We start from the raw sequence: 12,928 nt of genomic DNA, 5'->3' as shown, positions 1-12,928 counted from the left end.
CGCTGCCCGGCGCTGGCAGGTCGAGCCGGCGAGCTGCCGCGCCGAAAGCGGCCGGGTGCTGCACGCCGGCGGCAAGTCGCTGGCCTACGGTGAACTGGCGGAGGCAGCGGCCAGACTGCCGGTCCCGACGGAAATCCGGCTGAAGAATCCAGCCAGCTACCGGCTCCTCGGCAAGCCGCGGCCCCGGCTCGACAGCCCGGCCAAGATCGACGGCACGGCGCGGTTCGGGCTCGACGTGCAACTCCCCGGGATGCTGACTGCCGTCATCGCCCGGCCGCCGGTCTTCGGCGGCAAGGTCGTCAGCGTCAGGAGCGAAAAGGCGAAGGCCGTTCCCGGCGTACAGCAGGTGGTGCAGGTCCCCTCCGGCGTAGCGGTAGTCGCCACCGGCTTCTGGCCTGCGCAGCAGGGGCGCGAGGCGCTGGAGATCGTCTGGGACGACGGCGCCGGCGCCACCCTCTCGACGGCGGGAATGCGGGAGAAGTACGCGAAGCTGGCCCGGACTGCCGGCCTCACCGCCCGCAAGGAAGGGGATCCGGAGGCGGTGCTGGCGACGGCGGCCCGGCAGCTGGGCGCCGAGTACGAAGTCCCCTATCTGGCCCACGCGACCATGGAGCCCCTCAACTGCGTCGTCGACCTGCGGGACGACCGCTGCGACATCTGGACCGGCACCCAGATGCAGACCTTCGACCGCAGCGCCGCCGCCGGCGCCGCGGGGCTCAAGCCCGAGCAGGTCAGCATCCATACCACCTTCCTCGGCGGCGGCTTCGGCCGGCGGGCCAACCCCCAGTCGGATTTCGTCGTCGAGGCGGTGCACGTGGCGAAGGCGGTGAAGAAACCGGTCAAGGTGGTCTGGACCCGCGAGGACGACACCCGGGGAGGATACTACCGCCCCATGTGGTACGACCGGATCGCGGCTGGCCTCGACGGGGAAGGGAAGCTCGTCGCCTGGCGGCATACCATCGTCGGCCAGTCGATCATGGCCGGCACCCCCTTCGAGGGTGGGATGGTGAAGGAGGGGGTCGACGAAACCTCGGTGGAGGGGGCGAGCGACATCCCCTACGCCATCCCCAACCTTCTCGTCGATCTCCATTCCCCGAAGAACGTCGTGCCGGTTCTCTGGTGGCGCTCGGTGGGGCATTCGCACACGGCGTTCGTCGTCGAGGGCTTCCTCGACGAGGCGGCCCATGCGGCCGGGAAGGATCCCTTCGAATTCCGGCGCGCTCTCCTCGCCGGCAAGCCCCGGCATCGGGGGGTGCTGGAGCTGGCCGCCCAAAAGGCCGGCTGGGGCAAGGCGCTGCCGGCCGGGCGCGGGCGGGGGATCGCCGTGCACGAGTCGTTCGGCAGCTTTATCGCCCAGGTGGCGGAGGTCTCGGTCGGCCCGAAGGGAGAGGTGCGGGTCCACCGGGTGGTCTGCGCCATCGACTGCGGCAAGATCGTCAATCCCGACACCATCGAGGCGCAGATGGAATCGGGGATCGTCTTCGGCCTCTCCGCCGCCCTCCATGGCGCCATCACCCTGAAAAACGGCCGGGTGGAGCAGGGCAATTTCGACGATTATCCGCTGCTGCGCATCGATGAGATGCCGCAGGTGGAGGTGCACATCGTGCCGAGCGAAGAGGCGCCGGGCGGGGTGGGAGAGCCGGGCGTTCCACCGGTCGCCCCGGCCGTGGCCAACGCCGTCTTTGCCGCCAGCGGCGCCCGCCTGCGGAGCCTCCCCATGACGCCGGAGAAGGTACAGCAGGCGATGAGGAAGGGGTAAATTGTTTCGTAGGGGCACGGCGCGCCGTGCCCCTACAGAAAGGCCAAAAACATTCATGGATGATTTGAAAGTCTACGAAGAGATGATCGCCCTCGCCGGGCAGGGGGTCCCCTTCGCCCTGGCGACGGTGGTGGAGAGTGCCGGTTCCTCCCCGCGCAAGGCGGGGGCGAAGATGCTGGTGCGGCACGACGGCTCCATCCTCGGGACGGTGGGGGGCGGACGGGTCGAGATGGAGACTATCGAGGCGGCCCTGGCTGCCCTGGCGAGCGGCGAGCCCCGCACCCTCCCTTTCACTCTCACCGAGGAATACGGCCATGTCTGCGGCGGCCGGCTCCTCGTCTATATCGAACCGGCCGGTCTCGCGCCGCGCCTCCTCATTATCGGTGCCGGGCACGTGGGCCGGGCGCTGGCGACCGCCGCCAGCTTCGCCGGATTCCGGGTGACGGTGGCCGATGACCGCCCGGAGTATGCGACGCGGGAACAGGTGCCGGAGGCCGACGAGGTTCACCTGGGCGAGTGCGCCGATCTCCTTGGTCGACTGCCGGTGGATGCCGCCACCTGCGTCGTCATCACCACCACCGGCTTCGAGAAGGACTTTGCCGCGGTTCGGGCGGCTCTGGCGACCCCGGCCCGCTACATCGGCATCATCGGCAGCAAGCGGAAGCGGGAGGTGCTGGTGCAGACCCTCACCGCCGAGGGGTACGCTTCGAACGACATCGATCGACTGACGATCCCCGTGGGCCTTTCCATCGGCGCCGAAACCCCGGCGGAGATTGCCGTCAGCATCGTCGCTCAGCTTATCCAGACAAGGAGGAACCATGCCGTCAGTCTCGGCGATGCTCCTGGCCGCCGGGCAGTCGCGGCGGATGGGGCGCTGCAAGCAGCTTCTGCCGCTCCCTGACCGGCCGGCCGTCGTCCGCTGCGTCGAGACTCTGCTGGCCGCAGGGGTGGACGAGGTCGTTGTGGTGATCGGTCCGGAGGGGGACGCGGTGGCGCAGGCCATTGCGGACTTGCCGGTGACCGTGGTGCGGAACGAGGATCCGGAAAGCGACATGGCCGGATCGGTGCGGGTGGGGCTCGCGGCGCTCGGACGCAGCGCGGAGCGTATCTTCGTCTCTCTCTGCGATCATCCCCTCGTCGCTCCGCAGACCCTGGCCGCCATGCGCCGGCAGGGTGCCGAGAGGCCGGAGGCCATCGTCATCCCCTGCCACCGGGGGCGCAAGGGACATCCCACCCTCTTTCCACGTTTGCTGCTGGAAGAGATCGAAAGTCTCCCGACGCTGCGGGAGGTTATCGGCAGGCACAGCGAGGTGGTGAGTTTTCTCGAGACGGAGGATGAAGGTACGGTGCTCGATATGGATACCTGGGAAGATTACCAGCGACTCCTGGGGCGGCTGCACATCTTGCCGACCCGGTCGCCGGGTGCGGTTTAGAGGTTATCGAGAGGGCCGCGGTTACCCCGTGCAGCGCACCACCAGGACCGTCACATCATCCGGCAGCGGCCCCTTCTGCTCCGTCATCCCCATCAGCCGGTCGACCATTTCCTGGGCACTGGCCGCATCGTCCAGGTATCTGGCCAGACTGCTGCTGTCCAGCGCCAGTTCCGGCCTGGCGTCCACCAGCCCGTCACTGTAAATAACCAGGGTGTCGCCTTTGGCAAAATGGATCGTGCCTTCCTGGTAGACCTTCGGGGCCGGGACTCCGAGGGGAAGCCCGCGGGGGACAAGTTCCTCGACGGCTCCGTCGCTGCGCCGCAGAAAGACATAGCCGTGACCGCAGTCGACGAAAGTGAGGCGGTGCTCCGCCGCAAAAAGTTGTCCCAGGAACAGGGTCACGAAGCTTTCGGCGTTTTCCAGATCGGGGAGCACGGCGGACTCGGTCAGACGCAGGGCCTCCGACGGCCGATTGTGCCCTGTGGAGCGCATGGCGGCCCTGACGGTGGCCATGAGCATGGCTGCGGCCATCCCTTTGCCCATGACATCGCCCAGGGTGAATGCCCACACGCCCGTGCATACCTCCTGCCAGTCGAAGAAATCGCCGCCGACCTGTTTGGCGGGCAGACAGCGGGCGGCAATGTCGAAATCGGGAATGTGCGGATAGCTGCGCGGCAGGAGCTTCGCCTGGACCTCCGCCGCGTAGACCAGTTCGACCAGCATCAGGTAGCGGCGCATTTCGCTTTCGCGCAAGGCTTCCTCAGCCCTTTTCCGTTCGCTGATATCCCGGACCATGCCGATATTCCCGGTCGGGACACCCCGGCAGTCGCAGCTCTTCATCGCGTAAAGCTCACCGGTGAAGAGCTCGCCGTTCTTTCTGCGGAAACCGAGTTCCAGGATCTTCCCGGGGACCGGTTCCCGGTGGTCGTAGATTTCTCGCCCCGCCAGCAGGAAGCCCTCTTCGTCGGCGTAGTGGAATCTGGCGCTCTTCCCCTCCACCTCTTCCAGTTCATAGCCGAAGACCTCGCGCAGGGCAGGCTGGTTGACGTGCTGAACTATGCGGTTGTGATCAGTGACGAAGATGACGTCGCGGATGCTGTTGAAGAGGTTCTGGTAGCTCTCCGCCCGCTCCCGGATCTCGCTGGTGGCTCGTGCCAGCTCCGCTTCCGCCTTTCTCAGTTCGGCCCGTTCACTGGCTTCGCTCAGCGCCCGGCTGACCGCCGGCACAAGCCGGGAGAGCTTGTTTTTCAGGACGTAGTCGGTGGCGCCGTTGCGCAGGGATTCGATGGCCGACTCTTCCCCCAGCCGGCCGGAGACGAAAACGAAGGGGAGATCGGGGTGCTGTTCCCGGACGATGGCCAGCGCGGTCATGCCGTCGAAGCCGGGCAGAGCGAAATCGGCGAGAACCACATCGAACCCGCCTTCCTCCAGTGCGGCGACAAAATCTTCGCGGGTGGCGACCACCCGCACATGGCAGCCGAGGGCTTCGGCGGCCAGGGTCGCCTGCACCAGTTCGGCGTCGGCCGGGTCGTCTTCGAGATGGAGTATCCGCAGATGCCGACTCATTCCGGCAGGCCTTTCCTGCGGCTCGCCGGAGGCGGCTCGTTGACGATCGCCCAGAAGGCGCCGAGCTCCTTGACCGCATTCATGAAATCGCAGAAGTTGACCGGCTTGACCACGTAGGCGTTCACCCCCAGCCGGTAACTTTCGATCATGTCCCGTTCCTCGCGGGAGGAGGTGAGGACCACCACCGGAATGCATCTCAGGTTTTCGTCGGACTTGATGATGCGCAGCACCTCCAGACCGTCCACCTTGGGGAGCTTGAGATCGAGGAGGATCACCGCCAGATTCCCGTCGTTGCGACCGGCATATTTCCCCCGCCGATAGAGGTAATCCAGGGCTTCTTCCCCGTCCTTGGCCAGCTCGACGCCATTGGCGAGATTGTGTTCGGCCAGGGCTTCAAGGGTGAGTTCGGCATCGTTGGGGTTGTCCTCGACCAACAGGATTCGTTTCAACGCGACCATGGGTCATCCCTCCTCTGTTTTGGGCAGCGAAAACCAGAAGGTCGCGCCGCCGTCCACGGCGCCTTCGGCCCAGGTCCGGCCGCCGTGCCGGTGAATGATGCGCCGGACGTTGGCCAGGCCGACGCCGGTGCCGGCGAACTCTTCCGTGCTGTGCAGGCGCTGGAAGAGGCCGAAGAGTTTCTCCACGTACCTGGGATCGAAGCCGACGCCGTTGTCTCTGACATAGAAGATCGTTTCCTCCGGCTGGTCGCAGACCGCCCCGATTTCGATCCTCGCCCGCAGCCGCGTTTTGGTGAACTTCAGGGCGTTGGTGAGCAGGTTCACCATCACCAGGCGCATCATCGCCGGGTCCGCCTCGACCACGGGCAGGGGGGCGATCTCCCAGTCGATCTCCCGGCCTCCGGTTTCCGCCTCCAGGTCGGTAATGAGCTCTTGCAGCATCCGGCCGATATCGACCCTGGTCTTCATCATCTCGGCGCGGCCCATGCGGGAGAAGGCGAGCAGGTCGTCGATCAGCGCTCCCATCCTGGTGGCAGCTTCCGAGATCACTTGCAGGTAGTGCCGGCTCTTCTCGTCCAGAGCGCTGAGGTCCCTTTTGTTCAGGAGTTCCACGAAACCGGTCACATGGCGCAGCGGCGCCCGCAGGTCGTGGGAAACCGAATAGCTGAAGGCTTCCAGTTCCTTGTTGGCGGCTTCGACCTGCAGGACATGACGGTTCAGTTCCTCGTTCAGCTCGTTGATTTTTCTCTCGGCCCGCCGGCGGTTCAACGCCTCGACGAAGGCCACCGAAAGCGCCTCGATTTCCTGCTGGTCAGCCAGGGTGTATCCCGGTTCCTTGTTGGCCAGGGCGATCATGCCGGTCACGCCGCCCCTCAGCTTCAGCGGAACGCCGAGGAAGGAAGTGATCGGCGGATGGCCCGACGGCTTTTCGACCGCATCGGGATGGGAAGCCGGATCATTGATGATCCAGGATTTTCCTTCGCTGAGCCCGATCCGGTTGATCCCCCGGTTCGGCATGTTCTTGAGCATCTCGACCGCTTCCGGCCGGGGAAAGGGGCAGGCCGCCCAGCCTGCATCGCTGAGGGTGGTCGTGTCGAAATGGCCCTGCGGGTTCAACTCACCGATGAACCCGTAGGCGCTGCCGGAGAGTTCTTCGGCGATTTTAAGACAGGTCCGCGCCACTTCCTCTTCGGTTTCACAGTCCGGCGTCTCCCTGAAGATCCGGATGATCGCCTTCAGCAGGGAAACCTGCCTCCGGGTCTGCTCACCCGTTTGTCCGGCATCGTCAAACCCGGGCGTCGGATGATCGGCGTTGCTGGCTTTTCTGGTCATCTTTTCTCCTTGACGGTGGTATGGGCTGATCGCCCTGCGGAAGACGAAAGGCAGCAACAGGCGGGCAGCCTTCTGTTTTCCTTAATGATTATGCCACTCATCCCGAGGATGGCAACGTGGTCAGTGCATTGGAACAGGATGCATCGGGTCCGGTTCGACGTTCGCCGGCGCTTCTCCGGGGAACTGTAAACCTGTCCGGAAATGCTATAGTTTTTTCTGAGAGGTTCACCGGTGCCGACGGGAAAAAGCCGTCACTTGCCGACTCCGCCAGCCAGGGTATTTCCATGAAGCTGCTGCTCTTAGTTTCCGGTCTCGGTCTGGTCGCGCTTTTCGCGGCTCTGGTCATCCAGACCCTGCGGTTTTCGGCCCGGCCCGGCCCGGTGCCGCCAGCCGCCGCGATTGCTGTCGACAGCGACGAGGCCGTTCGGCGTCTGGGCCGGGCCCTGCGCTTCCGGACGGTTTCGCAGGAAGATCCGGACCAATTCGCCGGAGAAGCTTTTCAGGCTTTTCATGTCTGGCTTGCCGAGGCCTTTCCCGGCGTGCAGGCCTCCCTGAAGAAGGAGACGGTCGACGGCTTCGGCCTGCTCTTTACCTGGCCGGGAAGCGAGGCAGCCCTGCGGCCGGTGCTGCTGATGGCCCACCAGGATGTGGTTCCCGTCAGCCCGGAGACGGAAGCGGACTGGACGCATCCTCCTTTCGCCGGGGAGATCGCCGATGGGCATGTCTGGGGGCGGGGCGCTCTGGACGACAAGTCGAGCCTGATGGGGATTCTGGAGGCGGTCGAGGCGCTGCTGGCGGCAGGATTTCAGCCACGGCGCACGCTCTACCTGGCTTTCGGCCACGATGAGGAGATCGGCGGTACGCAGGGGGCCGCCAAAATCGCCGGCCTGCTCCGAGGCCGGCAGGTGCGGCTGGAATACATTCTGGATGAAGGCGGCTTCGTCGCCGAAGGGCTGATACCCGGGCTTTCCGCCCCGGCAGCCCTGGTGGGGATTGCGGAAAAGGGGTACCTGACGCTGGAACTGAGCGTGGCGGGAGAGGGGGGGCACTCCTCCCTGCCGGAGCGCCAGACGACCATCGGCATCCTCAGCAGGGCACTGGTCCGGCTTGAGGAGAACCCTCTACCGGCCGACCTCTCGTTCTCCCGCCTGTTTTTCGCCCGGGTCGGGCCCGGGATGCCCTTCCACAAGCGTCTGGCCCTGGCCAACCTGTGGCTCTTTGCTCCCTGGGTCGAGCGGCTGCTGAGCCGTTCTGCCGAGATGAATGCCGGCATCCGCACCACCATCGCACCCACCCAGCTCAGCGCCGGAATCAAGGAGAACGTATTGCCGGTCCGGGCCACGGCGGTGGTGAATATTCGGGTCATGCCGGGTGAGCAGACGGAGGGGGTGATCGGACGGGTGCGGAAGATCGTGGACGATTCCCGGGTGCAGATCCGGGCCAGGGCGGTCCGCAGCGAGCCGTCGCCGGTTTCGGATGTCCGCGCCGCCAGTTACGGCATGCTGGAAAGGACGATCCGCCAGGTCGCAGCCGAGGAGGAGTTGCTGGTGGCCCCCTATCTGGTGGTCGGCGCGACCGATTGCCGTTACTTCAACGACCTCTGCGACAACATCTACCGCTTCTCCTTCATCCGCATCGGACCCGAAGATTTAAAGAGAGTCCATGGGACTGATGAGCGAATTTCGGTGGACGGTTATGCGCAACTGGTCCGCTTCTACACCCAACTTCTGCGCAATTCGCAGGAGCTGTAGGGGCAGGGCTTGCCCTGCCCAGGGCGCAGTTTTTTACCCCACGAACACCAGCGCCGCCCACCACGCGCCCAATACCACACCGGCACTCGCCACCGCCAACAGCGCATTGAGCCGTCGTCCTGGCCGGCCGAACCATCCCAGCAGAAAGCCGGTCGCCAACCCGAGAAGGATGCCGAAGGCAAATCCGAAGAGGTGCGCGCCGAGGTCGGTGCGTTCTCCTTCGCTGCCGAGGAGCGCCAGCAGCCCGAGCGCTGCGGCGACCGGTAGCGGCCAGCGCCGGCGCAGTTGGTGGCGGTAATTGACCAGGCTGAGTGCGGCGAGCAGGCCTACCGCGCCGAAGACGGCGGTCGAGGCGCCCACCGCGCGGTGGTCCGGCTGCTGGAGGCAGGCGTTGGTCAGGTTGCCGAGAGTGCCGGCGGCGAGCATCAGACTCCAGGCAAGGCCCGAGCCGAGATTGCGGCAGAGTCGGACCAGGAAGATCCCGCCGAGGGTCAGGTTGCCCAGCAGGTGCAGCCAGCCGGAGTGCAGGGTAAGGGCGGTGACCGGCCGCCACCACTGACCGGCGAGAATCAGTTCGGCGTGGGCGTTGCCGAGTGTGATCCAGTCGACCGGGTGGTGGCCCAGGAGATCGAGATCGAGCAGGGTGAGGTTGTGGAAGGTGGCCAGCAGGAGAAGCACCGAGACGGTCGCCAGGCGGTTGTCCGCTAAGGGAGCCTGCGGTGGCAGGGGCGGGGGCCAGTTGCGGTTTTCAGCTTCGAATCGGCGCAATTCCTCCCGAGCGGACTCAAAGCGGTCGTCCGGCACCAGCAATTGCCAGCCGAAGCCGCGTCGCTCGGCCCGGCAGGGGACCCCGCGCGCCTCCAGGACCAGGAGCCAGTTGTGCAGCCGGCGCCCGGAAAGGATGGTGAAGGAAGCGGAATCGTCCAATTTGGCAGGGACGGCCCGCCAAACCTCCGTTGCTGCGATGTCGGGTTCCTGCTCCATAGGTGTTGTCTCGCAAGTCGGCTGCTGCATGCACATCTTATCATGGCAGATCGGCGCGGCCGCGTCATCCCCTTTCCCGGTCATATTTCCGGGTAAAGCTGCGAGCGGGGTGCCGGCTATTGACATCGTCGACAGCTGACCACATACTCTTCAAATTCTTACCGATAAAGGGCGAGGGGATTCCGACCGGGTTTCAAGGGAGGTGGCGACCATGGCGAGAGGGACGATGCGGGGAGCAGGAACGAGCCGGTTGTGGGCGGGCGCATTGCTGACATTGCTGTTGACTGCGGGAGGGATGGAGGCCCGTGCGGAGGTAGCCCCGAGTCTTGATCTCCAGCTCGGCGCCGGCTACCGGCAGGACCAGTTCGACTGGAATATCGCCGGCACTCCCCAGGGGACCAGCCCCAACGTCCTTTCCGAACTGGAGTGGGAGGACCTGGAGATATACCAGGTGCGGGCGAAGGCAAAGGCGATTTTCGGCCTGGATAACTTCCCTTCTTTCGATGCCTGCGTCAAGGGTTTGCTCGGCTACGGCTGGATCGTCGACGGCGACAATCAGGATTCGGACTTTCTGGGGGACAATCGCACCCTCGAATTCTCCCGCTCCAACAACAAGACCGACGGTGACAATGTGCTCGACGTCGCCCTCGCCATCGGGCCCCGCTTCGGGTTCCGGGAGGGGAAGTTCATCGTCACCCCGCTGGTCGGCTTTTCCTATCACGAGCAGAATCTGCGCATCACCGACGGCGTGCAGACTGTCGCCAACCAGGCGTTGGCGGATGCTGTTTTGGGCCCCGGTGAGCTGATTCTGCCGCCATTGGGACCTCTCCCCGGTCTCGACAGCACCTACGAAGCCGAGTGGTTTGGGCCCTGGATCGGTGTCGATCTTGAAATCCGGCCGTCGGCTCGTCTCACTCTCACTGGTTCGGCCGAATATCACTGGGCCGACTACGAGGCCAAAGCGAACTGGAACATGCGAACGGACCTGGCCCACCCGACGAGCTTCAAACACAGCGCGGACGGCGACGGAATCGTCCTTGCCGTCGCCGCCGCCTGGAGCCTGGGAGAGCGGTGGAGCGTGGAACTGGGCTACGATTATGCGGACTGGGAGACCGACCCTGGCAGAGACCAGGTTTTTTTGGCCGACGGCACGGTGGGAGAAACGCGGCTCAACGAGGTGAACTGGGAGTCGCAGGCGGTCATGCTGGGGGCCACTTACCGGTTCTACTGATCATCCGCCCAGCCAGGGGAGCTGCATGCAAGTCTCCGAACCGATGACCCTGTTCACCGACTACCTGCTGGCCGGCCTCGTTTTCTGCCTGGGCGTACGGCTGCAGGCTGTCTGGCGCCGCTCCGGGCAGCGGGCAATCCGCTGCTGGGCGGTGGGTTTTTACGCTTCGGCCGCTGCCGCCCTGGCCGGGGGGAGCTATCACGGTTTTCTGCCTTACCTCGAAGGTCTCCCTGCTTTTCTGCTTTGGAAGTTCACCGTCTTCGCCGTGGGACTGGCAGCTCTCTGCCTGTTCGCCGGCGCCGTCCTTGCCACCCTTTCCGGCGCTCCTAGAAAATGGCTGCTGGCCCTGGCCGGCCTGAAGTTCCTGGTCTATGCGGGCTGGATGCTCGGTCACGACGACTTCCGCTTCGTCATCTATGACTATGCGCCCGCTCTGCTCGGCGTGTTTCTGCTGGCGATTCATGCGGCGGTGGCGCGGCGTGAGCAGTTTGCTCCCTGGCTCATCGGCGGCGTGATCGTTTCATTTGCCGCCGCCGGCATCCAGGCGAGCGGCCTGAGGCTGCACGAGCACTTCAACCACAACGACTTCTATCACGTCGTGCAGATGGGGGCATTCTGGCTGCTCTACCGGGGCGGGGTGCTGCTGCGGGATCGCTGAGAGAGGGGGAAGGGTCAAGCAGGGGAAGACGGTTATAGGTCCCATAAGTCCCATAGGTCTCTTGGGACCAATGGGACTTATGGGACCTATGAAAAGCAGAGCCTATTCGAACTGTGTCCTGAATTCCGCAAGCTCCTGGCGCAGGGCGGCGAGCTCATCGCGCAGGGCCCCCACTTCTGCCTCGAGTCGGGCGATCCGCTCGTTTTCGGCCATGACCTGCGATCGTGCGGTTTCGGGGGGCGCGGTTTGTTCTTCGGCCGCCAGTTTGGGCTCGCCGGCAAGCAGGTGCAGGTAGCGGTGCTCCTTGCGCCCCGGTTGTCGGGGGAGCTTGACGACCAGGGGGACTTCTCTCTCCTGCAACTCCTGCAGGATCGCCTCGACGTTCTCCAGCGAGGGGAAAGGGTGCATGCGCTCGGCCCGGCCGCGCAGTTCGCCAACGGTCTGCGGACCGCGCAGCAGCAGCTCGCCGAGGATGGCCAACTCCGGCGGTTCGAGGTAGAGCTTGCCGGCCAGAGCGTGGCGGTACTTGGGGACCCGTCCGCCGTCGGCGGCCTGCATTGCCAGCCCCTTGAAACGCAGCCCGTCGAGGGCGCGGACCACATCGGTCTCCCCGATATCCAGCACGGGATCGCGGTTCGACTTCTGGTTGCAGGCATTGGTCAGGGCGTTGAGGCTCAAGGGGTAGTACTCAGGCGTGGTCATCTCCTTCTCGACGAGACAGCCGAGCACCCGCACTTCGATGTCGTTTAAAATCAAATCCATCGGCCCTCCGTTTTCTACGCGTAGGGGCGCATTGCATGCGCCCTGGGCGGACGCAGTCCGCCCCTACACCGTTCAATCCCGGTAACGTTTCAAGAGATCCTGGTAGGCGTCGATGCGGCGGTCGCGCAGGAAGGGCCAGATGCGCCGGACGGCTTCGCCGCGTTGCCGGTCGATCTCCACCACCAGCACTTCCTCTTTGGCCGCATCCGCCCGCGCCAGCATCTCCCCCTGGCAGCCGGCGACGAAACTTCCCCCCCAGAAGAGAGCTCCGGCCGTCTTCCCGCTGGGGTCGGTCTCAAAACCGACCCGGTTGACGCTGACGACCGGCAGCCCGTTTGCCACGGCGTGGGCGCGCTGGATGGTGGTCCAGGCCTCGCGCTGCCGCTGCTGCTCCTCCGGGATGTCATTCGGGTCGAAGCCGATGGCGGTCGGATAGATAAGCAGCTCGGCTCCGGCCATGGCCATCAGGCGGGCCGCCTCGGGATACCACTGATCCCAGCAGACCAGCACCCCCAGCCGCCCGACCGAGGTGTCGATGGGGTTGAAGCCGAGGTCGCCGGGGGTGAAGTAGAACTTCTCGTAATAGCCCGGGTCGTCGGGGATGTGCATCTTGCGGTATCTTCCGGCGATGGAACCGTCCTTCTCCAGCACCACGGCGGTGTTATGGTAGAGACCGGCGGCGCGCTTTTCGAACAGGGAGAGGACGAGCACCACCCCGAGTTCCCGTGCCAGGGCGCCAAAGGTTTCAGTGGCCGGGCCGGGGATCGATTCCGCCTGGTCGAAGCAGTCGGTATCCTCGGTCTGGCAGAAGTAGAGGCCGGCGTGCAGCTCCTGCAGCACAATGAGTCCGGCTCCCTGCGCGGCGGCCCGGCGGATGCCGGCTATGCTCTTTTCGATGTTCGCAGCGCGGTCGGCACTGCAGCTCTGCTGCACCAGGCCGACGATCAGTTTTTCTTTCATGGTGAAAACTCCTGAAGTCAGGTACAAGGCCCGA

General features: G+C 65.1%; 12 protein-coding genes. 6 read left to right on the top strand and 6 right to left on the bottom strand.

Annotation, left to right across the window (positions count from 1 at the left end; translation table 11 throughout):
- From VD811_03310 to VD811_03300, 3 genes are all read left to right on the top strand, one after another.
- A partial coding sequence (locus tag VD811_03310; protein HXV20007.1) for a xanthine dehydrogenase family protein molybdopterin-binding subunit occupies window positions 1-1,759 on the top strand: 1,759 nt, incomplete at its 5' end.
- Window positions 1,760-1,814: 55 nt separating this feature from the next.
- Window positions 1,815-2,660 carry an XdhC/CoxI family protein gene (locus tag VD811_03305; protein ID HXV20006.1) on the top strand — a complete coding sequence of 282 codons (846 nt, stop codon included), beginning with the start codon at window positions 1,815-1,817 and terminating at the stop codon, window positions 2,658-2,660.
- Window positions 2,578-3,192, top strand: coding sequence for a nucleotidyltransferase family protein (locus tag VD811_03300; GenBank protein ID HXV20005.1), 615 nt, complete (start codon window positions 2,578-2,580; stop codon window positions 3,190-3,192). The genes VD811_03305 and VD811_03300 overlap by 83 nt, the downstream gene beginning before the upstream one ends.
- Before the next feature lie 21 nt (window positions 3,193-3,213).
- Here the strand turns inward: VD811_03300 and VD811_03295 are convergent, their stop codons facing one another.
- From VD811_03295 to VD811_03285, 3 genes are read right to left on the bottom strand one after another with little or no spacing between them, the layout of a single operon-like run.
- Window positions 3,214-4,758 (bottom strand): SpoIIE family protein phosphatase, encoded by a 1,545-nt coding sequence (locus VD811_03295; GenBank protein HXV20004.1) that lies wholly within the window; start codon window positions 4,756-4,758, stop codon window positions 3,214-3,216.
- Window positions 4,755-5,216, bottom strand: a complete 462-nt coding sequence (locus tag VD811_03290) for a response regulator (GenBank protein ID HXV20003.1) — start codon at window positions 5,214-5,216, stop codon at window positions 4,755-4,757. Before VD811_03290 ends, VD811_03295 begins: the two co-directional genes overlap by 4 nt.
- A gap of 3 nt (window positions 5,217-5,219) precedes the next feature.
- Entirely contained in the window at window positions 5,220-6,548 is a 1,329-nt protein-coding gene (locus VD811_03285) for an ATP-binding protein (GenBank protein ID HXV20002.1), read from the bottom strand.
- 116 nt (window positions 6,549-6,664) lie between these two features.
- Here VD811_03285 and VD811_03280 point away from each other — a divergent pair, with 116 nt between their 5' ends.
- Window positions 6,665-8,299, top strand: coding sequence for a M20 family peptidase (locus VD811_03280; protein HXV20001.1), 1,635 nt, complete (start codon window positions 6,665-6,667; stop codon window positions 8,297-8,299).
- A 33-nt stretch (window positions 8,300-8,332) separates the two neighbouring features.
- Here VD811_03280 and VD811_03275 read toward each other — a convergent pair whose 3' ends face one another.
- The gene (locus tag VD811_03275; GenBank protein ID HXV20000.1) at window positions 8,333-9,283 is read right to left on the bottom strand and encodes a rhomboid family intramembrane serine protease; all 951 of its coding nucleotides are present in this window, start codon (window positions 9,281-9,283) and stop codon (window positions 8,333-8,335) included.
- 295 nt (window positions 9,284-9,578) lie between these two features.
- Between VD811_03275 and VD811_03270 the strand changes: the two genes are divergently transcribed.
- Both VD811_03270 and VD811_03265 read left to right on the top strand, forming a co-directional pair.
- On the top strand, window positions 9,579-10,514 hold the full coding sequence (locus tag VD811_03270; GenBank protein HXV19999.1) for a hypothetical protein: 936 nt from the start codon (window positions 9,579-9,581) through the stop codon (window positions 10,512-10,514).
- 25 nt (window positions 10,515-10,539) lie between these two features.
- A complete protein-coding gene (locus VD811_03265) occupies window positions 10,540-11,172 on the top strand; it encodes a hypothetical protein (GenBank protein HXV19998.1) in 633 nt (210 codons plus the stop codon).
- A gap of 102 nt (window positions 11,173-11,274) precedes the next feature.
- Here VD811_03265 and VD811_03260 read toward each other — a convergent pair whose 3' ends face one another.
- Both VD811_03260 and VD811_03255 read right to left on the bottom strand, forming a co-directional pair.
- On the bottom strand, window positions 11,275-11,934 hold the full coding sequence (locus VD811_03260; GenBank protein ID HXV19997.1) for a YceH family protein: 660 nt from the start codon (window positions 11,932-11,934) through the stop codon (window positions 11,275-11,277).
- Between the two features lie 72 nt (window positions 11,935-12,006).
- On the bottom strand, window positions 12,007-12,894 hold the full coding sequence (locus VD811_03255) for a carbon-nitrogen hydrolase (protein ID HXV19996.1): 888 nt from the start codon (window positions 12,892-12,894) through the stop codon (window positions 12,007-12,009).
- Window positions 12,895-12,928 lie beyond the last annotated feature (34 nt).

Source organism: Desulfuromonadales bacterium, from assembly GCA_035620395.1.
In the GTDB taxonomy this organism is placed as follows: Bacteria; Desulfobacterota; Desulfuromonadia; order Desulfuromonadales; family DASPGW01; genus DASPGW01.
Note: the sequence above shows the minus strand (reverse complement) of the source record. Positions and strands in the feature narration are given on the sequence as shown.

Bases quoted from the DNA above. Each gene is read 5' to 3' on its own strand.
- VD811_03275 (HXV20000.1), bottom strand. From the start codon at position 9,283: ATGGAGCAGGAACCCGACATCGCAGCAACGGAGGTTTGGCGGGCCGTC.
- VD811_03300 (HXV20005.1), top strand. From the start codon at position 2,578: ATGCCGTCAGTCTCGGCGATGCTCCTGGCCGCCGGGCAGTCGCGGCGG.
- VD811_03305 (HXV20006.1), top strand. From the start codon at position 1,815: ATGGATGATTTGAAAGTCTACGAAGAGATGATCGCCCTCGCCGGGCAG.
- VD811_03290 (HXV20003.1), bottom strand. From the start codon at position 5,216: ATGGTCGCGTTGAAACGAATCCTGTTGGTCGAGGACAACCCCAACGAT.
- VD811_03285 (HXV20002.1), bottom strand. From the start codon at position 6,548: ATGACCAGAAAAGCCAGCAACGCCGATCATCCGACGCCCGGGTTTGAC.
- VD811_03270 (HXV19999.1), top strand. From the start codon at position 9,579: ATGGAGGCCCGTGCGGAGGTAGCCCCGAGTCTTGATCTCCAGCTCGGC.
- VD811_03295 (HXV20004.1), bottom strand. From the start codon at position 4,758: ATGAGTCGGCATCTGCGGATACTCCATCTCGAAGACGACCCGGCCGAC.
- VD811_03260 (HXV19997.1), bottom strand. From the start codon at position 11,934: ATGGATTTGATTTTAAACGACATCGAAGTGCGGGTGCTCGGCTGTCTC.
- VD811_03255 (HXV19996.1), bottom strand. From the start codon at position 12,894: ATGAAAGAAAAACTGATCGTCGGCCTGGTGCAGCAGAGCTGCAGTGCC.
- VD811_03265 (HXV19998.1), top strand. From the start codon at position 10,540: ATGCAAGTCTCCGAACCGATGACCCTGTTCACCGACTACCTGCTGGCC.